The sequence below is a fragment of the Streptomyces sp. NPDC054849 genome (genome assembly GCF_053610945.1).
This window is the reverse complement of the sequence record NZ_JBSGZI010000054.1, coordinates 25450-49903: the sequence shown is the minus strand read 5'-3', so window position 1 is coordinate 49903 and position 24454 is coordinate 25450. Positions and strand designations below refer to the sequence as shown.

19 protein-coding genes are annotated in these 24454 nt (G+C 70.7%); 11 read left to right on the top strand and 8 right to left on the bottom strand.

Translation table 11 applies throughout. The features are described from left to right. Nucleotides 1–46: 46 nt before the first annotated feature. The gene (locus ACWGIF_RS22795; RefSeq protein ID WP_453500133.1) at nt 47–1567 is read right to left on the bottom strand and encodes a peptide MFS transporter; all 1521 of its coding nucleotides are present in this window, start codon (nt 1565–1567) and stop codon (nt 47–49) included. Nucleotides 1568–2061: 494 nt separating this feature from the next. On the opposite strand from ACWGIF_RS22795, the gene ACWGIF_RS22790 reads away from it, so the two are divergent. Then, nucleotides 2062–2739, top strand: a complete 678-nt coding sequence (locus ACWGIF_RS22790) for a response regulator transcription factor (protein ID WP_326590059.1) — start codon at nt 2062–2064, stop codon at nt 2737–2739. A gap of 39 nt (nt 2740–2778) precedes the next feature. Then, a complete protein-coding gene (locus ACWGIF_RS22785; protein WP_453500131.1) occupies nt 2779–4044 on the top strand; it encodes an ATP-binding protein in 1266 nt (421 codons plus the stop codon). A gap of 42 nt (nt 4045–4086) precedes the next feature. On the opposite strand, the gene ACWGIF_RS22780 is transcribed toward ACWGIF_RS22785, so the two are convergent. Beyond that, the gene (locus ACWGIF_RS22780) at nt 4087–4629 is read right to left on the bottom strand and encodes a GtrA family protein (protein WP_453500141.1); all 543 of its coding nucleotides are present in this window, start codon (nt 4627–4629) and stop codon (nt 4087–4089) included. Between the two features lie 210 nt (nt 4630–4839). On the opposite strand from ACWGIF_RS22780, the gene ACWGIF_RS22775 reads away from it, so the two are divergent. From ACWGIF_RS22775 to ACWGIF_RS22760, 4 genes are all read left to right on the top strand, one after another. Beyond that, nucleotides 4840–5958, top strand: coding sequence for a 5-(carboxyamino)imidazole ribonucleotide synthase (locus ACWGIF_RS22775; protein WP_453500139.1), 1119 nt, complete (start codon nt 4840–4842; stop codon nt 5956–5958). Beyond that, the gene (gene purE / locus ACWGIF_RS22770) at nt 5955–6491 is read left to right on the top strand and encodes a 5-(carboxyamino)imidazole ribonucleotide mutase (RefSeq protein WP_453500129.1); all 537 of its coding nucleotides are present in this window, start codon (nt 5955–5957) and stop codon (nt 6489–6491) included. The genes ACWGIF_RS22775 and purE overlap by 4 nt, the downstream gene beginning before the upstream one ends. Continuing rightward, a complete protein-coding gene (locus ACWGIF_RS22765; protein ID WP_453500127.1) occupies nt 6488–7666 on the top strand; it encodes a dipeptidase in 1179 nt (392 codons plus the stop codon). Before purE ends, ACWGIF_RS22765 begins: the two co-directional genes overlap by 4 nt. Nucleotides 7667–7845: 179 nt before the next feature. Next, a complete protein-coding gene (locus ACWGIF_RS22760; protein ID WP_453500125.1) occupies nt 7846–8922 on the top strand; it encodes a membrane dipeptidase in 1077 nt (358 codons plus the stop codon). Nucleotides 8923–9139: 217 nt separating this feature from the next. On the opposite strand, the gene ACWGIF_RS22755 is transcribed toward ACWGIF_RS22760, so the two are convergent. Further along, the gene (locus ACWGIF_RS22755; RefSeq protein WP_453500123.1) at nt 9140–10483 is read right to left on the bottom strand and encodes a UDP-glucose dehydrogenase family protein; all 1344 of its coding nucleotides are present in this window, start codon (nt 10481–10483) and stop codon (nt 9140–9142) included. Between the two features lie 193 nt (nt 10484–10676). Between ACWGIF_RS22755 and ACWGIF_RS22750 the strand changes: the two genes are divergently transcribed. The 3 genes from ACWGIF_RS22750 to ACWGIF_RS22740 all read left to right on the top strand — a co-directional run bounded on the left by ACWGIF_RS22750 (nt 10677) and on the right by ACWGIF_RS22740 (nt 14524). Continuing rightward, the gene (locus tag ACWGIF_RS22750) at nt 10677–11834 is read left to right on the top strand and encodes an acyl-CoA dehydrogenase family protein (RefSeq protein WP_453500121.1); all 1158 of its coding nucleotides are present in this window, start codon (nt 10677–10679) and stop codon (nt 11832–11834) included. A gap of 251 nt (nt 11835–12085) precedes the next feature. Further along, nucleotides 12086–13174, top strand: coding sequence for an LCP family protein (locus ACWGIF_RS22745; protein ID WP_453500119.1), 1089 nt, complete (start codon nt 12086–12088; stop codon nt 13172–13174). 267 nt (nt 13175–13441) lie between these two features. Then, nucleotides 13442–14524, top strand: a complete 1083-nt coding sequence (locus ACWGIF_RS22740) for a sugar phosphate nucleotidyltransferase (protein ID WP_453500117.1) — start codon at nt 13442–13444, stop codon at nt 14522–14524. Nucleotides 14525–14554: 30 nt separating this feature from the next. On the opposite strand, the gene ACWGIF_RS22735 is transcribed toward ACWGIF_RS22740, so the two are convergent. After that, nucleotides 14555–15868, bottom strand: coding sequence for an LCP family protein (locus ACWGIF_RS22735; RefSeq protein ID WP_453500115.1), 1314 nt, complete (start codon nt 15866–15868; stop codon nt 14555–14557). 106 nt (nt 15869–15974) lie between these two features. Here ACWGIF_RS22735 and ACWGIF_RS22730 point away from each other — a divergent pair, with 106 nt between their 5' ends. Next, nucleotides 15975–16511 carry an acyl-CoA thioesterase gene (locus tag ACWGIF_RS22730; protein WP_361756158.1) on the top strand — a complete coding sequence of 179 codons (537 nt, stop codon included), beginning with the start codon at nt 15975–15977 and terminating at the stop codon, nt 16509–16511. Between the two features lie 78 nt (nt 16512–16589). Here ACWGIF_RS22730 and ACWGIF_RS22725 read toward each other — a convergent pair whose 3' ends face one another. After that, complete coding sequence (locus ACWGIF_RS22725; RefSeq protein WP_453500113.1) at nt 16590–18086, bottom strand: LCP family protein; 1497 nt, start codon at nt 18084–18086, stop codon at nt 16590–16592. A 176-nt stretch (nt 18087–18262) separates the two neighbouring features. Here ACWGIF_RS22725 and ACWGIF_RS22720 point away from each other — a divergent pair, with 176 nt between their 5' ends. Continuing rightward, a complete protein-coding gene (locus ACWGIF_RS22720) occupies nt 18263–19288 on the top strand; it encodes a glycosyltransferase family 2 protein (RefSeq protein ID WP_453500111.1) in 1026 nt (341 codons plus the stop codon). A gap of 73 nt (nt 19289–19361) precedes the next feature. Here the strand turns inward: ACWGIF_RS22720 and ACWGIF_RS22715 are convergent, their stop codons facing one another. The 3 genes from ACWGIF_RS22715 to ACWGIF_RS22705 all read right to left on the bottom strand — a co-directional run bounded on the left by ACWGIF_RS22715 (nt 19362) and on the right by ACWGIF_RS22705 (nt 24393). Next, on the bottom strand, nt 19362–21080 hold the full coding sequence (locus ACWGIF_RS22715; protein WP_453500109.1) for an LCP family protein: 1719 nt from the start codon (nt 21078–21080) through the stop codon (nt 19362–19364). Nucleotides 21081–21140: 60 nt separating this feature from the next. Further along, nucleotides 21141–22868: an LCP family protein gene (locus tag ACWGIF_RS22710; protein ID WP_453500107.1), complete on the bottom strand. Its 1728-nt coding sequence runs from the start codon at nt 22866–22868 to the stop codon at nt 21141–21143. A 223-nt stretch (nt 22869–23091) separates the two neighbouring features. Beyond that, the gene (locus ACWGIF_RS22705; protein WP_453500105.1) at nt 23092–24393 is read right to left on the bottom strand and encodes an LCP family protein; all 1302 of its coding nucleotides are present in this window, start codon (nt 24391–24393) and stop codon (nt 23092–23094) included. Between the last annotated feature and the right edge of the window lie 61 nt (nt 24394–24454).

Genomic DNA, 24454 nt, shown 5'->3' with positions numbered 1-24454 from the left:
ACCTTCCGGTGTGCCGGGCCGTTGCGTCGGACGGGGCGCGAACGCGTCAGTTCATGTCGCCCATCAGCTCATTGACCTTCTTGCGGTACATGTAGATCGCGACACCGGCGAGCACGGCGGCGGTCGCCTGGAAGAGGATCACCCCGACGCCGTTCAGCTGCACCTCGGCCAGGCCGAGCAGACCCGTGACGCAGTCACCGGCGGTGACGGCCAGGAACCAGACGCCCATCATCTGGGAGCCGTACTTCTGCGGCGCCATCTTCGTCGTGACCGACAGGCCGACCGGCGACAGGCACAGCTCGGCGAGGGTGTGCATCAGGAAGATCAGCACCAGCCACCACATGGTGACCTTGGTGTCGTTGCCGGCGGTCTGGCTCAGCGGCAGGGCGAAGACGAAGAACGAGGCGCCGACGATGACCAGGGCCACCGAGAACTTCGCGATGGTGCTGGGCTCGCGGCTCCGGCGGGCCAGGGCCACCCACACGGCGGCGAAGATCGGGGCCAGGGCCACCACGAAGAGCGGGTTCAGCGACTGGAAGATGACGGTCGGCACTTCCCAGCCGAGCAGGCTGCGCTCGGAGTTCTTGTCACCGAAGAGGGAGAGCGTCGAACCGCCCTGGTCGTAGATCATCCAGAACACGGCGGCGGCCACGAAGAACCAGATGTAGGCGCTCATCCGGCTCTGCTCGACGGTGGACAGGTCCTTGTCCCGCTTGATGCGGGCGAGGACGGCGACCGGGATGATCAGACCGGCGACGGTGATCGGGTACAGCGCCCACTTGATGGTGAACATGTCCGCCGCGACCACGGCGCCGTAGAAGACGGCGATGACGGCCAGGACGGCGAGAGCCTTGACGATCACGGCCTTGCGCTCGGCCTGCGACAGCGGGTTCGGGACGACGCTGCTCTTCGGGCTCAGGGTGCGGCCGGCCAGCAGGAAGATGGCCAGGCCGACGCCCATGCCGATGGCGGCGAGGAAGAAGCCGAGGTGCCAGCTGACGGTCTCGCCGATGGTGCCGATCGCGATCGGCGCCGCGAAGGCACCCACGTTGATGCCGATGTAGAAGATCGTGAAGCCACTGTCACGGCGCGGGTCGTCCACACTCTTGTACAGGTGGCCGACCATCGTGGAGATGTTGGCCTTCAGCAGACCGGAACCGACTGCGACCAGCAGCAGACCGACGAAGAACGCCGGCTGGCCGGGCAGGGCGAGCGACACGTGGCCCGCCATGATGACGAAGCTGGCGACGGCCACCGTCTTGCGGGCGCCCCAGACGCGGTCACCGAACCAGCCGCCCGGCATGGCCATGAGGTAGACCATGGCCACGTACACGGAATAGATCGCCGTGGCCGTCGCCGCCGTGAAGCCGAGCCCGCCGCCCTGGCTTCCGGTCGCGGCGTCCACACCGCCGGAGACCAAGTACAGAACGAGAAGCGCACGCATGCCGTAGTAGGAGAAACGCTCCCACATCTCGGTCATGAACAGCGTGGCCAGGCCGATCGGGTGGCCGAGGACGGTCTTCTCGTGAGCGGGGCTCGGTGAGGCCGTCGTCAGGCTGGAAGCCATGGTCGATCCTTGCTTGCTCGGGACGCTTGGCTTCGTGAGCTCATCCGCGCCCGGTGGGGGGTGGCCGGCACCGGCGACGGATCTCCCACCCACGCCTGGGGGTCTCGCCCCCCGTTGGGGTTGGAGGCGAAGGGACATCCGCAACCGGGATCCACGCCCGCTCCCGCACATGGCGCGAGGGGCCCGGCCCACAGGTCGTTCACTGTCATCAAGCCCGGACAGGCGATGTCATGCAGACTGCCCGTCCGTTCAGGACAGAAAAAGAGACCTTTGGCGCGCTTTATGGCACAAAGGTCCCTGAGGTAGTGCATCAGGCGTCTCGCCACCATACGACACGACAGTGCCGGATTTGAAAGGACTTGAGAGATGGATCACAAGGTTGACGGGGAACCGTTCGACCATATTCGAAGGCGCTCGGGCGTTCATAAGCCCAGATAGAGAGGGGTCTGTAGGCAGGCACCTCGTTTCAGTCGCCGCGGACTACCATCACCCACATGACGCGTGTACTGCTCGCCGAGGACGACGCATCCATCTCGGAGCCCCTGGCCCGCGCCCTGCGCCGGGAGGGGTACGAGGTCGAGGTCCGGGAGGACGGCCCCAGCGCCCTGGACGCAGGACTGCAGGGCGGCGTCGACCTCGTCGTCCTGGACCTGGGCCTGCCGGGCATGGACGGTCTGGAAGTCGCCCGCCGGCTGCGCGCCGAGGGCCACGGCTTCCCGATCCTGGTCCTCACCGCCCGCGCGGACGAGGTCGACACGGTCGTCGGCCTGGACGCCGGCGCCGACGACTACGTCACCAAGCCCTTCCGCCTGGCCGAGCTGCTGGCCCGGGTCCGGGCCCTGCTCCGGCGCGGCGCCGCCGAGACCGTCCAGCCCCCCGCCACCCACGGCGTGCGCATCGACGTCGAATCGCACCGCGCGTGGATGGGGGAGGAGGAGCTCCAGCTCACGGCCAAGGAGTTCGACCTGCTGCGGGTCCTGGTCCGCGACGCCGGCCGGGTCGTCACCCGCGACCAGCTCATGCGCGAGGTCTGGGACACCACCTGGTGGTCCTCCACCAAGACGCTCGACATGCACATCTCCTGGCTGCGCAAGAAGCTGGGCGACGACGCCGCGAACCCCCGCTACATCGCCACCGTCCGCGGCGTCGGCTTCCGCTTCGAGAAGAGCTGAGCGGTCCGCTCCGCAGACGCCTAGGGCATGCTCTAGGACATGCGCCGCCGCCTCATCCAGTCCACGCTCGCCGTGGTGCTCGTCGTGATCGCCGTCTTCGGGGTCTCCCTCGTCATCGTGGAGACCCGGACCATCACCAGCAGCGCCCAGGACCGCATCGAGTCCGAGGCGCTGCGGCTGGTGGGCATCGTCGAGGCGAACGTCCTGGAGCGGAAGAAGGTCGACCCCGTCGCCCTCGCCGAGCAGCTGGACGCCGGCCACTACGCGCGGATCACCATCCCCGGGCAGCCGGCCCTGGAGGTGGGCGACCCGATCACCGACAGCGTCAACCGCGGCACCGCGCGCGGCGAGCAGGGTGAGACGGTGATCGTCGAGGAGTCCCGCTCCACCGTGACCAGGGAGGTCGTGCGGACCCTGGCCGTGGTCGGCGCGGTGGCCCTGCTGGCCGTCGTGGCGGCCGTCCTGCTCGCCGTACGGCAGGCGAACCGGCTGGCCTCCCCCCTCACCGACCTCGCCGAGACGGCGGAGCGGCTGGGATCGGGCGATCCGAGGCCCCGGCACAAGCGGTACGGAGTCCCCGAGCTGGACCGGGTCGCGGACGTGCTGGACTCCAGCGCCGAGCGGATCGGCCGGATGCTGACCGCCGAGCGGCGCCTGGCCGCGGACGCCTCGCACCAGCTGCGCACCCCGCTCACGGCGCTGTCGATGCGGCTGGAGGAGATCACGGTCACCGAGGACCTGGAGACCGTCCGGGAGGAGGCGACGATCGCCCTGACCCAGGTGGAGCGGCTCACGGACGTGGTGCAGCGGCTGCTCACGAACTCGCGGGACCCGCGGACGGGCTCGGCCGTCCCCTTCGACCTGGACGAGGTCGTCAAGCAGCAGGTGGAGGAGTGGCGACCCGCCTACCGCAGCGCCGGCCGGGCCATCGTGCGCTCCGGCAAGCAGGGCGTACGGGCCGTCGGCACGCCGGGCGCGGTCTCGCAGGTCCTGGCCACCCTGGTGGAGAACGCCCTGATGCACGGCGGCGGCACGGTCGCCCTGCGCACCCGGGTGATCGGCAACCAGGCGGTGCTGGAGGTCACGGACGAGGGGCCGGGGGTCCCGGCCGACCTCGGAAACCGGATCTTCGAGCGGGCCATCAGCGGCCGCAACTCCACCGGGATCGGCCTCGCGGTCGCCCGGGACCTCGCGGAGGCGGACGGCGGACGCCTCGAGCTGCTCCAGACGCAGCCGCCGGTGTTCGCGCTGTTCCTCAGCAGGACGGCGCCGGAACGGGCCGAGCCGTCGGCCACGGTGCGCTAGCCGCTGCCGGAGGCCGTACGAGGGGCGGTACGCGAGCCCGTACTAGTTGTTCGCGGGCTCCGGCTCGGGCAGCGGATCGGGCCTGCACCCCGGCTCGGCGGCCAGGGGCGCAGGCTCCGGTATCGGCTCGGCCGCCGGCGCGGCCGCGGGCAGGGCCTTGAAGACCCAGGTCCGGTACGACCAGAAGCGGAAGACCGTGGCGGTGCCGATGCCGATGAACTTGAACATGTTGCTCGCGAGCGGGCCGTCCCAGCCGAAGCCGTAGGTGGCGGTGTAGAGCACGCCGTTCTCGATGACCAGGCCGATCCCGCTGAACGCGGCGAACAGGGCCATCTCGCGGGTGCGGCCGCTCTGGGCGCGGTCCCGGTAGGCGAAGTAGCGGAAGCCGAGGTAGTTCGTCACGATGGCCACGACGGTCGCTATCACGCTCGCGCGCACCACCTGCAGGTCCGTCGTGTTGCGGATCAGGTTGAAGACACCCAGGTTGACCAGCACACCCAGACCGCCGACCGCCCCGAACTTGGCGACCTCTCGCACGAGGCCGCGTAGGCGTTCGAGAACAGATCCGTTCTCCGGAGCGCTCATCTGATGGTTCAGTCCCTGTCGGTCACCGCCCCGCTGGGGGCGTCCGGAGTTCTCCGTCAACCCGTTCATGGTAAGTGTCCCCCCTGCGGCCCGTCTGTGCCTTCGGACACCGTGCGACGCACGGCACACCGTCGGGTCCGCGCCAGGGTCCGGTCCGGATGGCGGAATACCGGCGGATACCCTGGAGGAGTGACGTTCCCGGTAGTCGGCATGGTCGGCGGCGGTCAGCTCGCCCGCATGACCCACGAGGCGGGTATCCCCCTCGGCATCAGATTCAAGCTCCTCAGTGACACCCCGCAGGACTCGGCGGCCCAGGTCGTGAACGATGTCGTCATCGGCGACTATCGCGACCTGGAGACGCTGCGTGCCTTCGCGCGCGGCTGCGACGTGATCACTTTCGACCACGAGCATGTACCCACGGAGCACCTGCGGGCCCTGGAAGCGGACGGCATTCCCGTCCGTCCGGGGCCCGACGCTTTGGTGCACGCCCAGGACAAGGGGGTGATGCGCGCCAAGCTCGACGAGATCGGCGCGCCCAGCCCCCGCCACCGGATCGTGAGCGATCCGGACGACGTGGTGGCCTTCGCGGACGAGGTGGGCGGTTTCCCCGTCATCCTCAAGACCGTGCGCGGCGGCTACGACGGAAAGGGTGTGTGGTTCGTCCGCACACCCGAGGACGCGCAGGCCCCCTTCAAGGCGGGCGTGCCGGTCCTCGCGGAGGAGAAGGTCGACTACGTCCGCGAGCTCGCGGCCAACATCGTCCGCTCCCCGCACGGCCAGGCGGTCGCCTATCCCGTCGTCGAGTCCGTCCAGGTGGACGGGGTCTGCGACACGGTGATCGCACCCGCTCCGAACCTCTCGGAGGACCTCGCGGGCGAGGCCCAGGCCCTCGCCCTGCGCATCGCCAAGGAACTCGGCGTGACCGGCCACCTGGCCGTGGAGCTGTTCGAGACCACCGACGGCCGGATCCTGGTCAACGAGCTGGCGATGCGCCCGCACAACAGCGGCCACTGGACCCAGGACGGTGCCGTCACCTCACAGTTCGCCAACCACGTACGGGCGGTCCTGGACCTCCCGCTGGGCGACCCGCGCCCCCGCGCCAAGTGGACGGTCATGGCGAACGTGCTGGGCGGGGACTACCCCGACATGTACGCGGCGTACCTGCACTGCATGGCCCACGACCCCCAGCTGAAGATCCACATGTACGGCAAGGACGTGAAACACGGTCGCAAGGTCGGCCACGTCAACACCTACGGCGACGATCTGGACGATGTGCTGGAGCGCGCACGCCACGCTGCCGACTACCTCAGAGGAACGGTCACCGCATGAGCACCCCCGCCGCAGCCCCCGTCATCGGCATCGTCATGGGCTCCGACTCGGACTGGCCCGTCATGGAGGCCGCCGCCCAGGCCCTCGACGAGTTCGAGATCCCCTACGAGGTCGACGTCGTCTCCGCGCACCGGATGCCGCGCGAGATGATCGCGTACGGGGAGCGGGCCGCCGAGCGCGGCCTGAAGGCGATCATCGCGGGCGCGGGCGGAGCCGCCCACCTGCCCGGCATGCTCGCCTCGGTCACCCCGCTGCCGGTCATCGGCGTGCCCGTGCCGCTGAAGTACCTCGACGGCATGGACTCGCTGATGTCGATCGTCCAGATGCCCGCGGGCGTTCCCGTCGCCACCGTCTCGATCGCCGGGGCGCGCAACGCGGGACTGCTGGCCGTACGGATGCTGGCCGCGCACGACGCGGAGCTGCTGGCCCGTATGAGCGACTTCCAGCAGGAGCTCAACGACCAGGCCACCGAGAAGGGCAAGCGGCTGCGTACGAAGGTCGCGAGCGCGGAGTCCTTCGGGTTCGGCAAGTGAGCGCCGCGCAGCATCTGGACGAGGCGCGCGCGCTGCTGGCCGAGCACCCCGTCGTGGACGGCCACAACGACCTGCCCTGGGCGCTGCGCGAGCAGGTGCGCTACGACCTGACGCAACGGGACATCGCCGGCGACCAGTCCGCCCACCTGCACACCGACATCCCCCGGCTGCGCGCCGGGGGTGTCGGGGCGCAGTTCTGGTCCGTGTACGTCCGCTCCGACTACGCGGGCGACGAGGCGGTCAGCGCCACCCTGGAGCAGATCGACGTCGTCGCCCAGCTGATCGACCGCTACCCCGGCGACCTCGTGCGGGCCCTGACGGCCGACGACATGGAGGCGGCCCGCGCCGACGGCCGGATCGCCTCCCTGATGGGCGCCGAGGGCGGCCACTCCATCAACAACTCGCTCGCCACGCTGCGCGCCCTGCACCAGCTGGGCGTGCGGTACATGACGCTCACCCACAACGACACGATCGACTGGGCGGATTCCGCGACGGACGAGCCCCGGCACGGCGGCCTGACCGACTTCGGCCGCGAGGTCGTCCGCGAGATGAACCGCGTCGGCATGCTGGTGGACCTCTCGCACGTCGCCGCGACGACGATGCGGGACGCGCTCGCGGTCTCCGCCGCGCCGGTGGTCTTCTCGCACTCCTCGGCGCGGGCGGTCTGCGACCACCCGCGCAACATCCCCGACGACGTGCTGGCGCTGCTGCCGGCCAACGGCGGGGTCGCCATGGCCACCTTCGTCCCCAAGTTCATCCTCCCGGCGGCGGTGGAATGGACGCTGGCCGCGGACGCGAACCTGCGGGCCCACGGCTACCACCACCTGGACACCACCCCCGAGGCGATGGCCCTGCACCGGGCCTTCGAGGCGGAGCGTCCGCGCCCGGTGGCCACGGCCGCCACGGTGGCCGACCACCTGGACCACATGCGCGAGGTGGCCGGCGTCGACCACATCGGCATCGGCGGGGACTACGACGGCACGGCCTTCACCCCCTCCGGGCTGGACGACGTGGCCGGCTACCCGAACCTGGTCGCAGAGCTGCTGGCGCGCGGCTGGTCCACGGCGGACCTGGCCAAGCTGACCTGGTCCAACGCGGTACGGGTGCTGCGCGACGCGGAAGCCGTGGCGCGCGACCTCTCGGCGTCCCGGGGCCCGTCGAACGCGGTCCTCTAGAGGCCGGCGGGGGCGGACCCGGGGCGGACCCGGGGCGGACGCGGCGGATACGGCGGATGGGGCGACGGGTGTGACCTGCGGATCTCACCCGAACGCCACATCCGCCGGGCGCCCCCGCAGTCCCGCGTGTCACGGTGGCACCATCCCTCCCTGCTGCCGCCGAGACCGGAGCGAATGCCATGGCCGACCTGCAGGACGAACCCCACTCAGTGGGCATCGGAGCCGGGGACCTCCCGGCCCCCGCCACACCGGAGTCCGCGGCGAGCGCCCTCGAACGGGCCGCCGCGCTGCTGTCCGTGCATCCCGTCGCGGACGGGTGCAACACCCTCGTCTGGACCCTGCGCCAGAGCCCCTACCACGACATCGACAAGCCGGGGGACAGCGGTGTCGACACCGACCTGCCGCGGCTGCGTGCGGGCGGGGTGGGCGCGCAGTTCTGGTCCCTGATGCCCCCGAACGACGCGTCCGCCCCCGCCGACCAGGTGGTGTCCGACACGCTCGAACAGATCGACGTGGCGCTGACCCTGCTGCGCCGCTACCCGGACAACCTCAGCCTCGCGCTGAACGCCGACGACATGGCCGACGCCCGCAATCGCGGCCGCATCGCCTCGTTCCTGGGGCCTGTGCCCGGCCGTATGATGACGGACTCCCTCAGTGCGCTGCACGCATTCCATGCGCTCGGCGTACGGATCCTCGCGCCCGCCGGAGCGATCTGGGCGCGGGAGGACCTGACGGTCTTCGGCCACGAGGTGGTCCGCGAGGCGAACCGGCTGGCGATCCTGCTGGACCTCACCGGCTGCCCGCCGTCGGTCGCCTGCCAGCTCGCCGAGGCCTCCAAGGCCCCGGTGGTCATCTCGAACACGGCCGCCGCCGCACTGAACCCGCACCCGGGGAACGTGCCCGACGAGGTCCTGCTCGCGCTGCGCCAGGCCCACGGCCTCGCCATGGTCACCTTCGACACCGCGCGCACCGGCGACTCCCTGCACGCGGTCGCGGACCACCTCGACCACGTCCGGACGGTCGCGGGCCCCGAGAGCGTGGGCCTCGGCGCCGCCTTCGGGACCGAACCGCGCAACCCCCGCCCCACCGGCCTGACCGACCCCTCGGGCTACCCGCGGCTGATCGCGGAGCTACTGGACCGAGGCTGGCCGGAGTCCGACGTAGCGCTGCTGACCTGGGGCAACACCCAGCGCGTCCTGCGCGACGCGGAGTTCATCTCCCGCGCCGCCCAACACCGCCGCACCGCCCCTTCCTGAAGGACACCGCCGCGCCTCCGGCCCTGCCCGGCCCATCCCGCGCCGCCAGGCCACTGCGGCCCGGCCCCGCCCCGCCGGCGTACGAGGCGCGGGCTTGGGAGCGGAGCCGCGGCCTCTCACCCCGCCGTCCTTCGTCCGGCGCGCGGGGGCGGGGCAGCGCGCCGCAACGGCGCGCCGGATCCGGCCGGCCCGTCCCGCAGGGGCCCGGCGGCCCCGCTCAGGCCCGCGGACGGCCCATCGCGCGATAGGTCCAGCCCGCCGCCCGCCACCGCACGGGATCGAGCGCATTGCGGCCGTCCAGGACGAGCCGGTCCGTCACGACGGCCGCCAGCCCCGCCGGGTCCAGATCGCGGAACTCGCGCCACTCGGTCAGGTGCAGCACGACCTCCGCACCCCGCGCCGCCTCCAGCGCGGAGTCCGCGTACCTCAGCGTGGGGAAGACCCGCCGGGCGTTGTCCATGCCCTTGGGGTCGTAGACGGTGACCTGCCCGCCCTGGAGGTGGATCTGACCGGCCACGTTCAGAGCGGGCGAGTCCCGTACGTCGTCCGAGTCCGGCTTGAAGGTCGCGCCGAGCACGGCGACCCGCTTGCCGAGGAACGACCCGCCCACGGCGTCACGGGCCAGCTCGACCATGTGCCCGCGCCGGCGCATGTTGATGGAGTCCACCTCGCGCAGGAAGGTCAGCGCCTGGTCGGCCCCCAGCTCGCCGGCCCGTGCCATGAAGGCCCGGATGTCCTTGGGCAGGCAGCCGCCGCCGAAGCCGATCCCGGCCCGCAGGAACTTCGCGCCGATCCGCTCGTCGTAACCGATCGCCTCCGCCAGCTTGACCACGTCACCGCCGGCGGCCTCGCACACCTCCGCCATCGCGTTGATGAAGGAGATCTTGGTGGCGAGGAAGGAATTGGCGGCGGTCTTGACGAGCTCGGCGGTAGGGAAGTCGGTGACGACCAGCGGGGTCCCCTCCGACATCGGCGTCTCGTACACCTCGCGCAGCAGCTTCTCGCCGCGCTCCCCCTGAACGCCGACCACGATCCGGTCGGGGTGCAGGGTGTCCTGCACGGCGAAGCCCTCCCGCAGGAACTCCGGGTTCCAGGCCAGCTCCACGTCCTCGCCCGCCGGGGACAGCTCCACCAGCTTCGCCGCCAGCCGCTCCGCCGACCCCACCGGGACCGTCGACTTGCCGACCACCAGCACCGGCCTCGTCAGGTGCGGGGCCAGCGAGGCCATCGCGGAGTCGACGTACGACATGTCGCAGGCGTACTCGCCGTGCTTCTGCGGAGTGTTCACGCACACGAAGTGGATGTCGCCGAAGGCGCCGACCTCCTCCCAGGAGGTGGTGAACCGCAGCCGCCCCGTCGAGCCCGGCAGTCCGGCCACGTGCTGGGCCAGCAGTTCCTCCAGCCCGGGCTCGTACATCGGCACCCGGCCCGACGCCAGCATTTCGATCTTCTCGGGCACCACGTCCAGGCCCAGCACTTCGAACCCCAGCTCCGCCATCGCCGCGGCGTGGGTCGCGCCGAGATATCCGGTGCCGATCACAGTGATCTTGAGGGGGGCCATGGGTGCTCCAGAGGTGCGGGGCCTTTGCGGCCACTGAGCATAGTCGGGCCCACCAGCGGGGACGCTCCCCAGGAGACCCCTGCTGTCACGCAACTCACGTAGGCCTTCCATATCGCCATCCGTGACCGGGCCACTAAGCTTGGGTTACTTAACGGTAGTTAGCATCACGCATCACCCTGGGGAGTGAGAGATCTTGGCGGGTTCTGCCGACTTCGACCTGTACCGCCCGGCCGAGGAGCACGACATGCTCCGCGAGTCGGTCCGCTCGCTCGCCGAGGCGAAGATCCTGCCGTTCGCCGCCGCGGTCGACGAGGAGTCCCGCTTCCCGCAGGAGGCCCTCGACGCCCTGGTCGCCAGCGACCTGCACGCCGTCCACGTGCCCGAGACCTACGGCGGTGCGGGCGCCGACGCCCTCGCCACCGTGATCGTGATCGAGGAGGTGGCCCGCGTCTGCGCGTCCTCCTCCCTGATCCCGGCCGTGAACAAGCTCGGCTCGCTCCCGGTGATCCTCTCCGGCTCCGAGGAGCTCAAGGCCAAGTACCTCGGGCCGCTCGCCAAGGGCGACGCGATGTTCTCGTACGCGCTCTCCGAGCCGGACGCCGGCTCCGACGCCGCCGGCATGAAGACCCGCGCCGTACGCGACGGGGACTTCTGGGTCCTCAACGGCGTCAAGCGCTGGATCACCAACGCGGGCGTCTCCGAGTACTACACGGTCATGGCCGTCACCGACCCTTCGATGCGCTCCAAGGGCATCAGCGCCTTCGTCGTGGAGAAGGGCGACGAGGGCGTGTCCTTCGGCGCCCCGGAGAAGAAGCTCGGCATCAAGGGCTCCCCGACGCGCGAGGTCTACCTCGACAACGTCCGGATCCCCGCCGACCGCATGATCGGCGCCGAGGGCACCGGCTTCGCCACCGCGATGAAGACCCTGGACCACACCCGCATCACGATCGCGGCCCAGGCGCTCGGCATCGCCCAGGGCGCCCTGGACTACGCCAAGGGCTACGTCCAGGAGCGCAAGCAGTTCGGCAAGCCGATCGGCGACTTCCAGGGCGTGCAGTTCATGCTCGCGGACATGGCCATGAAGATCGAGGCCGCCCGCCAGCTGACCTACGCCGCAGCGGCGAAGTCCGAGCGCGTCGACGCCGACCTCACCTTCTTCGGCGCCGCGGCCAAGTGCTTCGCCTCCGACGTGGCCATGGAGGTCACCACGGACGCCGTCCAGCTCCTCGGCGGCTACGGCTACACCCGTGACTACCCGGTGGAGCGCATGATGCGCGACGCCAAGATCACGCAGATTTACGAAGGCACGAACCAGGTCCAGCGGATCGTCATGGCGAGGAACCTGCCGTAACGAGCCCGGCCCGTACGTACGTGAACGACCCCCGGCGTCTCGCCGGGGGTCGTTCGCGTCGTGTGCCCGGGCAACCCTCCGCGCCCCTGCGGGAAGTGGCCCAGAACCACCGTTCGAATATGGCCCAAGGGCATCTATGATGCTGTCGCACCGGGCTGGTCGCCGCCGTTCAGGCCGTATGACCAGAGGCGTTGACGGGCCGACAGCCACCACTCCTGCGGCCGCCTCCACCTAGGCTTAAGGACTTGAGCATGACCACAGAGACGGTCACACCCGGCCGCAGCAAGCCCGAAAGCCAGGAAACCCCCTCCGGCGGCAAGCGGCGTACGCGAGGGCAGCGCATCCGGCGGGGCATCGCCTGGACGGCGCTCGGTCTGGTTCTGGTGGCGGGAGGCACCGGCTGGTGGATGTACCACCGCCTGGACTCGAACCTGAGCGCCGTGGACCTGAACCAGGCCCTCGGCCCGGACCGGCCCGAGAAACTCCCCTCAAGCGGTACGAATCTGCTGATACTCGGCTCCGATTCCAGGGCCGGCGCCAACGGGGAGCTGGCCGGCGGCAGCAGCGGCGGTCTCTCGGACACCACGCTGATGGTGCACATACCCGACGGCCGGCAGCAGGCGGTCGTGGTCAGCATCCCGCGCGACACCCTGATAACGAGACCCGAGTGCCAGAAAAGCGACGGCTCGCTGCTCCCCTCCCGCGAGCGCGTCATGTTCAACTCGCTTCTCCCGCAGGCCGGTCCCGGCTGTGTGGTCAAGACCGTCGAGAAGATGTCCGGCGTGCGGATGGACCACTACATCGAGGTCGACTTCGCCGGCTTCAAGAACCTGGTCGACGCGATCGGCGGTGTGCACATCACGCTGAAGGAGCCGATCAGGCACGGCGCGAGCGGCCTCAACCTGGCAGCCGGTCCCCAGAAGCTCAACGGGACGCAGGCGCTGGGTTTTGTACGGACCCGGCTCGGCGTCGGTGACGGCAGCGACCTCGGCCGCATCAGCAACCAGCAGATGTTCCTGACCGCCCTGCTCAGCGAGGTGAAGCAGCAGGACCTGCTCGGCAGCCCCGCCAAGTCCTTCGAAATCGCCGATGCCGCCACCCGGTCGATGACGACCGACTCCGAACTCGCGTCCCTCACCTCGCTCGCGGCCTTCGCCCGCAGCATGAAGGGCGTCGATCCCGCCACCATGGAAACCGTCATGCTGCCCGTGGCGTACGACAAGACCGACCCGAACCGCGTGGTGGCGGCCGAGCCGCAGGCGTCCACCCTGTGGAAGGCCCTGCGCGAGGGAACGAAGATCCCGGAGTCGGCGAAGAAGTCGCCCGCGACCGGCGGCTGACGGACAGCACGACGACGGCCCGCTCCCTCATGAGGAAGGCGGGCCGCGGTGTTGTCGCCCGAAGTCCGAAGTCCGAAGTCAGACGTCCGAAGCCGAAGTCCGAAGCTCGCCGCGCGCAACGGCAAAAGCGGCAAGAGCGGCAAGAACGGCAGCAGCGGTGAGCCTGTGATCCGCCCCACGCCCGCCGCCCCCGCTCCGGCTCTTGGGCACCACTCCGATGGGCTAAATTTGGACCTTCGTACGCCGGAATCGGTTGGGGAGAACGCAATGACGGAAGCGATCCTGCTGGTCGGCGGACAAGGGACGCGGTTGCGCCCCGTGACGGTGAACACGCCGAAGCCGATGGTCCCCACAGCAGGCGTCCCGTTCCTCGCCCACCAGATAGCCCGCGCCGCCGCCGCCGGTGTCACGCACATCGTGATGGCCACCTGCTACCTCGCCGAGGTCTTCGAGCCCTACTTCGGCGACGGATCCGACTTCGGCGTCCACCTGGAGTACGTGGTCGAGGACGAGCCGCTCGGCACCGGCGGCGCGATCCGCAACGCCGCGCAGCTGCTCACCGGGGACCCGGACTCCGCCGTCCTCGTCTTCAACGGCGACATCCTCACCGGCCTGGACATCGCCGGCCTGGTGGAGTCCCACAAGACGGCCGACGCCGACGTCTCCCTGCACCTGGTCCGCGTCGAGGACCCGCGCGCCTTCGGCCTGGTCCCCACGGACTCCGAGGGGCGGGTGCTGGCCTTCACCGAGAAGCCGCAGACCCCCGAGGAGATCATCACCGACCAGATCAACGCCGGCTGCTACGTCTTCCGACGCAGCGTCATCGACTCCATCCCGGCCGGCCGGCCGGTGTCCGTCGAGCGCGAGACGTTCCCCGGCCTGCTCGCATCCGGGGCCCGGCTGCACGGCGTCACCGAGAACAGCTACTGGATGGACCTCGGCAGGCCCGAGTCCATCATCCAGGCCTCCGCCGACCTGGTCCGCGGCGTGGTCTCCTCCCCGGCGGTCCCCGGGCGCCGCGGCGAGTCCCTGGTGCTGCCCGGCGCCCAGGTGGAGGCCGGGGCCAAGCTGTCGGGAGGCACCGTCGTCGGCGCCGGCGCCCGGATCGGGGCCGGAGCGGTCGTCCAGGGCTCCATCGTGCTCGACGACGCGGTCATCGGCCCCGACGCCCAGGTGAGCGCCAGCCTGATCGGCGCCCGTGCCTCGGTGGGCGCGCGGACCGTACTGGACGGCACGGTCGTCGGCGACGGCGCCGTCGTGGGGGCCGACAACGAACTGCGCTCCGGGGCCCGGGTGTGGTGCGAGGCCGAACTGCCCGCCGCCGCCATCCGTTTCTCCCCGGACGCCTGATCCGGGTCCGGGGAGGGGGCGCCGCCGCGGTCAGTTTCCGCGGACGGTGACCTTCTCGTCGTTCTGGATCTGCTTCACCAGCTGCTGCACCTTCGCCTTGTCCCAGACGAGGTTGCCGCCGCGCTGGCCGGAGATCGGCATGTTCATCGAGACGCCGTCACCGCCGTTGACGCCCTTCATCGCGAAGAACATCTGGCCCATGTCGTACAGGCCCATGTCCTTGTCGACGATCAGCGTGTCCAGTCCCGCGCCGAGCGTGGGGTACAGCGCGAACGGGTTGAGGACCGTCGACGGGGTCGCGGCCTGGCTTGCCAGCGCCGACAGGAACTTCTGCTGGTTCTTCGTCCGCTGCAGGTCCGACTCGGCGAAGGCGTAGCGGGTCCGGACGAAGGCCAGTGACTGCTCGCCGTTCAGCGTCTGCTTGCCCGCCTTGAAGTCGGCGCCCGACTTCTCGTCCTTGAAGCCCTCCTCGATGTTCAGCTCCACACCGCCCAGCGCGTCCACGATGTTCGCGAAGCCGGCGAAGCCGATCTCCGCGTAGTGGTCGATGCGCAGACCGGTGTTGTGCTCCACCGTCCGCACCAGCAGCTCGGGCCCGTCCTCCGCGTACGCCGCGTTGAGCTTGACCCGGCGGCCCTGCGCCGGGAACTTCTTGCCCGACTGGGAGCCCACGAAGGACGGGATCTCCACGTCCGAGTCGCGCGGCAGCGAGATCATCGTGTTCCCGCTGGAGCACTTCGCCAGGATCATCATCGAGTCGGTGCGCTTGCCCTCGGCCGAGCCCGTGTGGAGCTTCTTCTTCTCCTCGTCGGACATGCCCTCGCGGCTGTCGGAGCCCACGATCAGGTACGTCGTGCAGTCGCCCTCCTTGGGGCGCTCGATGACCTTGGAGAGGTCCACTTCGCGGCGCACCTTGGAGTCGGCCCAGAAGTAGGTGGCGACCGAGGTCACGAGCAGCGCCGAGACCAGCACGATCGAACCGACCTTGATCCGCTTGCGCCAGTCCGGGGCGGGGCCGGGCGCCCGCCCGGGGCGGCCGGGCCCCGACGGCCCGCCGGGACCGCCCGGCCCGCCCGGAGCGCCGCCCGCGGGAGACCCGTAGACCTGGCCGGTGTTGTAGCCGCTGTCGTAACCGCCGTACGTGTCGTGGCTCCCCGCCTGCTGCGGGGGTACGCCGTAGGCCGGCGCAGGGCCCGCCGGCCGGTCCGGGCGCGGGGGCTGCGCGGGTCGCGGCGCCTGCTGCGGCTGCCGCCGGATGTGCCGCATCCGCTGTACTCCCTCGGGCTGCGGCTGCGCGCTGCCGCGCCCGTACGCGTCGTCACGACCTTCTGGCCAGTCATTCATGCGCCTAAGGATGCCTTCCCCGGCGCGTCGTCCGACAGCCCGGGGGTGGATCCGTGCCGGTGCTGTTGCAGAGCTGATGCCTCCGGTACGGATCTAAGGTGTCCGTATGACACAGATACCGGGCGAGCTGCCCGGGAAGCCGACCGCGGCCTCCCGTACGACCCTCAGCCACATCATGACCGCGAACGACACCAACCTTCTCGGAACGGTGCACGGCGGTGTGATCATGAAGCTGGTGGACGACGCGGCCGGCGCCGTGGCCGGGCGCCACTCCGGCGGTCCGGCGGTCACCGCCTCCATGGACGAGATGGCCTTCCTCGCGCCCGTGCGCGTGGGCGACCTCGTCCACGTGAAGGCCCAGTGCAACTGGACCGGCCGCTCCTCCATGGAGATCGGCGTACGGGTCCTCGCGGAGCGGTGGAACGAGTCCACCCCCGCCACCCAGGTCGGCAGCGCCTACCTCGTCTTCGCGGCCGTGGACGCCGACGGCAAGCCCCGTCAGGTGCCGCCCGTCCTCCCGGAGACGGAACGGGACGAGCGGCGCTACCAGGAGGCCCAGATCCGCCGCACGCACCGGCTCGCCCGCCGCCAGGCGATCATGGCGCTGCGCGAGGAGCGCGCGGCCCAGGGCTTCGACGACTGACGGCTTGACGGCCTGCGAGCCTGGCGCCCTGACGGCCTGCGAGCCTGGCGCCCTGTCGGCCTGACGGGCGAGGTGTCGTCAGTTGCCGCAGACCACCTGGTCGCCCGTGACCACCCCGAAGGTGCCCTGGTACGGGTCTTCCGCGCGCACCGGCACCACCTTGCGGTAGTCCGCGCCCGCGGTTACCACCACGGTCCGCCCCTGGCGCGCCACCGGCCGCAGCAGGCTGCCCGGCAGCGCGGTCGCCACCGACCGGGCGGAGCGGTCCCAGCGCGGGTCGTACGCGATCACCGTGCGCCTGACCTCGCGGCTGGCGCCGTTGCCGGGGGCCCGGGTGGTGTCGAAGCCGGTGGCGCGCAGCGCCGCGTCGACCCGTCCGCCCAGCCCGTCGATCCGCGTGCCGTTCTCCACCTGGACCCGGACCTGCTGCGGGGGCACGTCCACCGGGACGGCCGCGGGCCGGGCGGCGGCGGCCGTCGGGGGCCGGACCGGGGCCAGCGGCCGGTCCTGGCGCAGCGCCTCGAACAGCTGGGCCGCCTTCGGCTCGTCCCATTTGACGGTGGAGCCGATGCCCTTGACGCGGAACGACGGGTTGCCGATGGGCACCGAGGCGAACTCCGAGGAGGACGGGGTGAAGTCCCGCATCGCCTGCCCGAGCGCCAGCATCTGCTCGGAGCCGAAGTCCTTGTCGGCCCGGACCGAGCCGAGCAGGGTGGAGCTGACCTCCTTGAACTTCACCGGGTTCAGCAGTACCCCGCCACCGGTCGCCTGCTTGATCAGTGCGGCGATGAAACGCTGCTGACGCTGCATCCGGCCGAGGTCCGAGGCGCCGTCGACATGGCGCGAGCGCACGTACTGCAGGGCCTGCCCGCCGCTCAGCCGGTGGCTGCCGGGCAGCAGGTCGAGGCCGGTGTTCGGGTCGCGCATGGTCTTGGCCGTGCAGATCTCCACGCCGCCCATCGCGTCGACCGTCTTCATGAAGCTGGTGAAGTCGACCTCCAGGTAGTGGTCGATCTTCACCCGGGTCATGTTCTCCACGGTCCGCACGGTCAGGTTGGGCCCGCCCTCCGCGTACGCCGCGTTGAGTTTCAGCGGGTGGGCCTTGTGCGCCTTGCCGGTCACCAGGTCCCGGTGCGCGGGCACCTCGGCGTAACTGTCGCGGGGCAGGCTGATCACGCTCGCCCGCTCCTTGTCCGCCGACAGGTGCACCAGCATGATCGTGTCCGTGCAGTGGCAGGGCGCCCCGCCCAGGCGGTACTCGCGCTTCTCCTCCGGGGTGATCTTCTCGCGGCCGTCGGTGCCCACCAGCAGGAAGTTGACGCCGTGCCCGGCCTGCGGGCGGTTCTTCATGTCCTTGAACGGGTCCACCCGCTCGATCCCGGTGTCCAGGCCGGTCATCACGGCGTGCCCGACGGCCCCGGAGCCCAGTACCGCCACCGACAGCCCGGCCGCGAGCCGCACCCCCCACCGGGGGCGGTCGCCCCGGCGCCGTGCCGGACCTCCGCCGGCGCCGCGGCGGGCGCGCGGCGGCTGGGCCGGCCCGGCGGGACGGGTGGGACGGTGCGGCTGGGGCACGGTGGACACCTCCGCGGGGAGCAGCAGGGAGACCGGTCGGGGGACGGGCCGGATCAGCTGATTCGACAGAACAGTAGGCCCATACGATCAGCCGCTGTCCTTACCGATCACTCGGCGCGCACCGTGTTCCCCCGTACGCGGTAACGTGACACCGATACCCGACCTTGAAGGACCACATGCCCGCCCAGCAGCCCGCAGTCTCGGTGATCATGCCGGTGCTCAATGAGGAGCACTACCTCCGTGATTCCGTCCGCCACATCCTGGAACAGGAGTACGCGGGCGAGATGGAGGTGGTGATCGCACTCGGGCCGTCCACGGACCGCACCGACGAGATCGCCGCCGAACTCGTCGCCGAGGATCCCCGAGTTCACACCGTCCCGAATCCCACCGGCCGGACCCCGGCGGCGCTGAACGCCGCCATCAAGGCCTCGCGTCACCCGATCGTGGTACGCGTCGACGGCCACGGCATGCTCTCGCCGAACTACATCGCGACCGCGGTCCGCCTCCTGGAGGAGACCGGTGCGCAGAACGTCGGCGGCATCATGCACGCCGAAGGCGAGAACGCCTGGGAAGAGGCCGTCGCCGCCGCGATGACCTCGAAGATCGGCGTCGGCAACGCGCCCTTCCACACCGGCGGCCAGGCGGGTCCGGCCGAGACCGTCTACCTCGGTGTCTTCCGGCGCGAGGCGCTGGAACAACAGGGCGGCTACAACGAGGAGTTCATCCGCGCCCAGGACTGGGAGCTGAACTTCCGCATCCGCGAAGCCGGCGGTCTGATCTGGTTCTCGCCGGAGCTGAAGGTCCAGTACCGCCCGCGGCGCTCCGTACGGGCCCTGGCCAAGCAGTACAAGGACTACGGGCGGTGGCGGCACGTGGTGGCCCGCTACCACGCGGGCTCCATCAACGTGCGCTACCTGGCCCCGCCGACCCTCGTCTGCGCGCTCGCCGCGGGCGTGGTCGTGGGCGTGACGGTCACCCCCCTCGGCTTCGCCGTTCCGGCCGGCTACGTCGCGGCGATCGTCGCTGGTTCCGTACCGGCGGGCAGGGGCCTGGGGCTCAAGGCCCGGGCGCAGATCCCCGTTGCGCTGGCGACCATGCACCTGTGCTGGGGCTTCGGCTTCCTGACCAGCCCGCGCGCGCTGGCGAACAAGCTCATCGCGAGCCGCCGCCCGGCCGTGCACCGGGACTCCTCGCAGGTCTGAGACGCGCGGACGTAAGAAGCGGACGTACGAAGGGGCCCGGTGCTGCTGCACCGGGCCCCCTTTCGTGGCCGTCCTACCAGGTGAAGCCCTCTTGGATCTTCATGCAGGCCTTCGCGTTGTCGCCGTTGAGCGCGCGGGCGGAGTCCGGGGCCTTGGTCGGGGCGGGCGGCGGCGGGGTCGGCGCGTCGCCGGTCCGCCAGTCCTTGCCGACGAACAGGACGATCCCGGACACCTCGTCCGTCTTCTGCACCGAGGTCGCCGGCAGGCCCAGCGCGGCGGCCAGGGCGCCGGCGTCGGCCGCCTGGCCGTCACCGGCGAAGCGGATCACCGTGGTGTCCTCGGCTCCCGTCTGGGTTGCGGCGGTGGCCTTGGTGAAGCCCTTGCGGACCAGCAGGGCCGCGACGTCGGTCGCCCGGTTCCTGGCCCTGGCCTCGGCGCCGTCCTTGCCGCCGGTCGCGTTGCGGACGCTGACCGCGATCTTCGCGGGCGCTGCCGGCGCTGCGGTGGTGGGGGCGGTGGTCGGCTGCGGGCCAGGCGTGGACGGGGTACCCGGAGCGGTGGACCCGCCCGGCGCGGTGGAGGCGCCCCCGGGGGTCGGCGACGCCGAGCCCTGGCCGTCGAGGGCGATGTCCTCGCGGACCATCCTGAACAGGTCCTCGGCCTCGCCCGCCTTGGGTTCGACCCGCCCGTCCAGGCCGGGCTTGGTGCTGTAGACCCACGGCATGGTGGTCATGGTGATCCGGCCCGGCGGGACCTTCTTGAGCTCCATGCTGAGGTCGTACAGCTTGTCGATCTTGTTCAGGCCGGTGTCCACGACCATGGCGTCGATGGCCGCCTGCGCCAGGCTGTTGAGCTTCACCGGGTTGCTGAGCTTGGCGTTCTTGCGGAACTCGCGGGCCATCGAGTTCATGTACTGGTGCTGGGCGTGGGTGCGGCCGATGTCGGTGCCGTCCTCGAAGCCGTAGCGGGTACGCAGCCACTGCAGGGCGGTCTCGCCCTGGATGATGCTCTCGCCCGCCGGCAGCTTCAGGCCGGAGCCCTTGCCGTCACGAGTGAGGGAGTGGACGTTCTGCTCGACGCAGACCGGGACGCCGCCGATGGCGTCCGCCATCGAGACCACGCCCTTGAAGTCGATCATCATGAAGTGGTCGATGGGGATCTTGGTCAGCTCGGTCCAGGCGGCGACCGTGCAGCCCGGCCCGCCGCGCTGGAGGGACTCGTTCGTCTGGACGAGCCCCTTGCTGGCGGGATGCACCTTGCCGTTCGGCTCGGTGCACTTGGGCATCATCAGCATCGTGTCGCGGGGCATCGAGACCACGGACATGTTGCTGCGGTCGGCGGACAGGTGCAGCAGCATCTGCACGTCCGCCAGCGGCGGGCCGTCGAAGGTGTCCGAGGCCCCGCCGAGGGCCTGGTTCTCCGCGTCGTCACGCGCGTCGGAGCCGATCAGCAGGATGTTCAGGGGGGTCTGCCCGAAGGCGTTGGGCTTGGAACCGCCCAGCCTGTTCTCCCCGAGGTTCAGGGCGTCCGTCTGGATGCTGCCGTTCAGATGGCGGTAGTAGAGGTATCCGGCCCCCGCCGTCCCGAGTATGAGCAGGGACAGCACGGAGGACACCCAGCGCAGCACGCGCCGCCGGCCCCGTCTCGCGGGCCGGCCGCGGCCGGCCCGGCGGGCCGCTCCGGAGCCGCTCCGTGGCGGGGGCACCGCGCCGGGCGCGTCCGCACCGCCGCCGGGTATGCCCTCGGCGGCCTGGGCGTCCGCCCCCTCCTCCCGCACGCTGCTGTGCCTCACGCGTCCCCCCTCAAAATCCCTCTTGGTCGATGATGTGCCGGTATCACCGGCTGCGTCGCGCTACTTGGCGCAGATCGCCTTGTCGGCCTGGGCCCGCTGTACGTTCTCGGGCAGCTCCGGCACGGCCGGGGCCGACAGCGGGGCTCCCGGCTCCTTGAAGTCCGGACCCAGCGTCAGCTTCATCGCCGTCCTCGGCGCGGCGTCGGCCGTCCCCATCTTCATCGCGGTGGCCGGAAGCCCCAGAAGCTCGGCCAGCGCCCGGGCCTGGTCGGCCTGGTTGGGCGCGTACTCCAGCTGCGTGGCCCCGACCTTCTCGGGCGCGTTGCCGGTCTTGCCCTTGGGCACGCCCTTGGTGTTCAGCCAGTTCAGCGTGGTGGAGGCGGCGCCCGTGGGGCCACCGCCGTTGGACACGTCCACCCGTACGTCCCCTGCGGGCGCCTTGTTGCCCTGGAGCAGCGCGTCCTGCTTGGCCTTCGCGTCCGCGTCGGCCGCCTCCTTCGCGGCCTGCTCCTGCCTCTCGACCTCCGTGAGCGAGATGTCCCCCCGGATCATCTCCAGCAGCGGGTCGGCCAGGGACTTCTCGACGACGACGGTGGCCTTCTTGCCCTCCGGTTCGGCCGGATTGTCCTTTACGGGCAGGGTGGTGAAGGTGATGTTCTTCGTGTCGATGTTCTTCAACTCGCCGGCCAGATCGGTGAGTTTGGCGATGGTACCGATCCCCGAGTCCACGCTCAGCGACTTGGTGGCCGCCTCCGCGAGGGAGAGGAGCTTCTTGGGGTTGGTCAGCGTCTCCTGCGACTTCATCTGACGCATCATCGAACCCAGGAACTGCTGCTGGATCCTGATCCGGTCGAGGTCGCTGTTGTTGCCGAAGCCGTGCCGGGTGCGGACGAAGGCGAGGGCCTGCTCGCCCGACAGCCTGTGTTCGCCGGGGCCCAGCTTGAGCTGGGAGCCGTCCTCGTCGTTCACCGCCTTGTCCAGGCACACCGGTACTCCGCCCACCGCCGTGCTCAGCGTCTTGACGGCGTTGAAGTCGGCCATCATGAAGTGGTCGACCTCGATCCCGGTGAGTTCCTTGACGGTGCGCATGGTGCAGCCCGCGTCGCGGCCCTCCTGGCCCAGGCTGGTGTTGAAGCGGGTGCTTTTGACGGGCGCGATCGTCTTCGTCGAACCGTCCGGCTGCTTCGTCGGGCAGGCCGGGATGTTGGTGATCAGATCGCGGGGGATGGACAGGGCGGTCGCGTTCGTCCGGTCCTTCGAGACGTGGAACAGGATCGTGGTGTCGGCGTGGCCGACGCTGTCCTTGTCCCCGTAGGCCTCGTTGCCCGCGCCGGTGCGCTTGTCGGTTCCGATGACCAGGATGTTGATGGGCTGGTCCTTCTTGAAACCGCCGGTGCCCGCTCCCGCGACGTCGGTGACCTTGAGGTTGCCGTTCAGGTGGTCGTAATAGAGGTACGCCGCCACACCGCCCCCGACGAGCAGCAACGCCAGCGTCCCGCTGGTGATGAGCAGCGCCTTCTTACGGCGTCCGCCGCCTCCGCCCTTGCGGGAACGGCCACCGCGCCGGCCGCCGGGCGGGGCGTCGCCTCGGCGCGGCTTGGGTACACCCGGAGAGGGAGTGGTGGGGGTGACGGGGGCCGACGGCGATCTGCGAGGCGAGGCGACTTTGGGCCGCTGCTGCGCAACGGAGTCGCCCAGTTGCAGTTCGTAATTGCCTGTGCGGGGATTGAGTACCCACTGGTCTGCGGGGTCGATCTCGTCTGCCCGCCCACGGCTTTGCGCATCCACGGTTGCTCGAATCCTCCGTCGGTGCCTCGCGATGCGCCTCCCCCGGGGCGCCCGGTCAACGATCCGGCTGCTGGCGCCCGGTCTCTGGTCCGGCCGGGCACCGGATCGCTCACCTTATCCGCCCTGTTCGGCTGCAAACCATGCTGGTGACAAATTCCACTCCCCTTATAACGGGGCGAACCGCCCATCATGCGCGGTTCGGTCACCGGCTTTTGGGATTGCTTTACCGGCAGTCGGCGTTACCCGCCGTGGTTCCGGTGAAGGTGGGGACGGGTGCGGGAGGTGTGGCGGTTCCCGTACCGGCCGACGCGGTCTCGTCCGGAGTGGTCGAAGGCGTGGTCGAAGGCGTGGTGGGAGGCGCGGTGGGGGGCGTGGTGGGGGACGCGGTCGGCACCGGGATCGGGGTCGGAACCGGAGTCGGGGTCGGAATCGGGGTCGGGGCCACGGGCACCGGCTCCGGCGGGGCGACCGTCACCGGCTCGTCCATCCGCAGCTGCCGGAACAGCCGGGTCGCGTCCGGCTCCACCAGCTCGTCCCGGTTCGGATCGGCGACGTAGGGGCGGCGGGGCACGGTCAGGAACTGCACCTGATCGGTCGGTATGTCCCTTACGCCCCTTACGAGTTCGTAGAGGCCGCGCAGCGAGGCCAGTCCGGGGTCGGTGGTCACCGAGGAGGTCGCCGCGTCCAGCAGCGGGTACAGCCGGGCCGGATTCAGCAGGACCCCGTTGCTCTGCACCTTCTTGACGAGCGAGCCGAGGAACTGCTGCTGCCGTTCCATCCGTTCGGTGTCGCTGCCGTTGCCCAGGCTGTACCGGGCGCGGACGAAGCCGAGGGCCTGCTCGCCCCGGAGGGTCTGGCGCCCGGCGGCCAGCCTCAGCCTGGCCTCGGCGTCGTTCACCGGCTCCTTGAGGCAGACCTCCACCCCGCCGACCGCGTCGACCATCTTCTTGAACCCGCCGAAGTCGATCACCATGTGGTGATCGATCCGGATCCCGGTGAGCTTCTCCACCGTACGGATCGTGCAGGCGGCCCCGCCCCACTGGAACGCCCAGTTGAACTGTGCGAACCGCTCGTCGGTGCGGCTCCCGTCCGCCCCCAGGCAGGCGGGGATGTCCGCCATCAGGTCACGCGGTATCGACACGGCGGTCGCGCTCCTGCGGTCCCCGGGCAGGTGCAGCAGGATCGTGGTGTCCGAGCGCTGGGTGCCCCCGTCCTGCCCGTACGCGGCGTTGTCCTTGCCGGAGCGCGAGTCCGAGCCGATCAGCAGGATGTTCTGGGCGCCGGTGGCAGCGTGTGCCGGGCGGTCGCGGTCGTAGCGGTACAGCTCGGCGGCCGCCGAGGTGTCCTCGGTGATGTTCCCGTCGAGTTTGTTGTAGAGCCACCAGCCGGTGGCCGTGCCCGCCAGGACCAGGAAGGCCGACCCGAGGCCGACCCAGCGCAGCAGACGGCGCCGGCGGCTGCGCGGAGGCCGTCCCGCGCCTCCGGCCGCTGCGGTGCCACCCGGTATGCCTGCGCTGTCCGTCACTGGCGTACGTCCCCTCGCCCATGAGCTCGGAACCGTCAGCCGCACGAGTGGGCGCGGCCAC

Excerpts from the sequence above, each read along its gene's own strand:
- ACWGIF_RS22795 (WP_453500133.1), bottom strand. The coding sequence starts at position 1,567 with ATGGCTTCCAGCCTGACGACGGCCTCACCGAGCCCCGCTCACGAGAAG.
- ACWGIF_RS22790 (WP_326590059.1), top strand. The coding sequence starts at position 2,062 with ATGACGCGTGTACTGCTCGCCGAGGACGACGCATCCATCTCGGAGCCC.
- ACWGIF_RS22785 (WP_453500131.1), top strand. The coding sequence starts at position 2,779 with ATGCGCCGCCGCCTCATCCAGTCCACGCTCGCCGTGGTGCTCGTCGTG.
- ACWGIF_RS22780 (WP_453500141.1), bottom strand. The coding sequence starts at position 4,629 with ATGAGCGCTCCGGAGAACGGATCTGTTCTCGAACGCCTACGCGGCCTC.
- ACWGIF_RS22775 (WP_453500139.1), top strand. The coding sequence starts at position 4,840 with ATGGTCGGCGGCGGTCAGCTCGCCCGCATGACCCACGAGGCGGGTATC.
- purE (WP_453500129.1), top strand. The coding sequence starts at position 5,955 with ATGAGCACCCCCGCCGCAGCCCCCGTCATCGGCATCGTCATGGGCTCC.
- ACWGIF_RS22760 (WP_453500125.1), top strand. The coding sequence starts at position 7,846 with ATGGCCGACCTGCAGGACGAACCCCACTCAGTGGGCATCGGAGCCGGG.
- ACWGIF_RS22755 (WP_453500123.1), bottom strand. The coding sequence starts at position 10,483 with ATGGCCCCCCTCAAGATCACTGTGATCGGCACCGGATATCTCGGCGCG.
- ACWGIF_RS22745 (WP_453500119.1), top strand. The coding sequence starts at position 12,086 with ATGACCACAGAGACGGTCACACCCGGCCGCAGCAAGCCCGAAAGCCAG.
- ACWGIF_RS22740 (WP_453500117.1), top strand. The coding sequence starts at position 13,442 with ATGACGGAAGCGATCCTGCTGGTCGGCGGACAAGGGACGCGGTTGCGC.
- ACWGIF_RS22735 (WP_453500115.1), bottom strand. The coding sequence starts at position 15,868 with ATGAATGACTGGCCAGAAGGTCGTGACGACGCGTACGGGCGCGGCAGC.
- ACWGIF_RS22730 (WP_361756158.1), top strand. The coding sequence starts at position 15,975 with ATGACACAGATACCGGGCGAGCTGCCCGGGAAGCCGACCGCGGCCTCC.
- ACWGIF_RS22720 (WP_453500111.1), top strand. The coding sequence starts at position 18,263 with ATGCCCGCCCAGCAGCCCGCAGTCTCGGTGATCATGCCGGTGCTCAAT.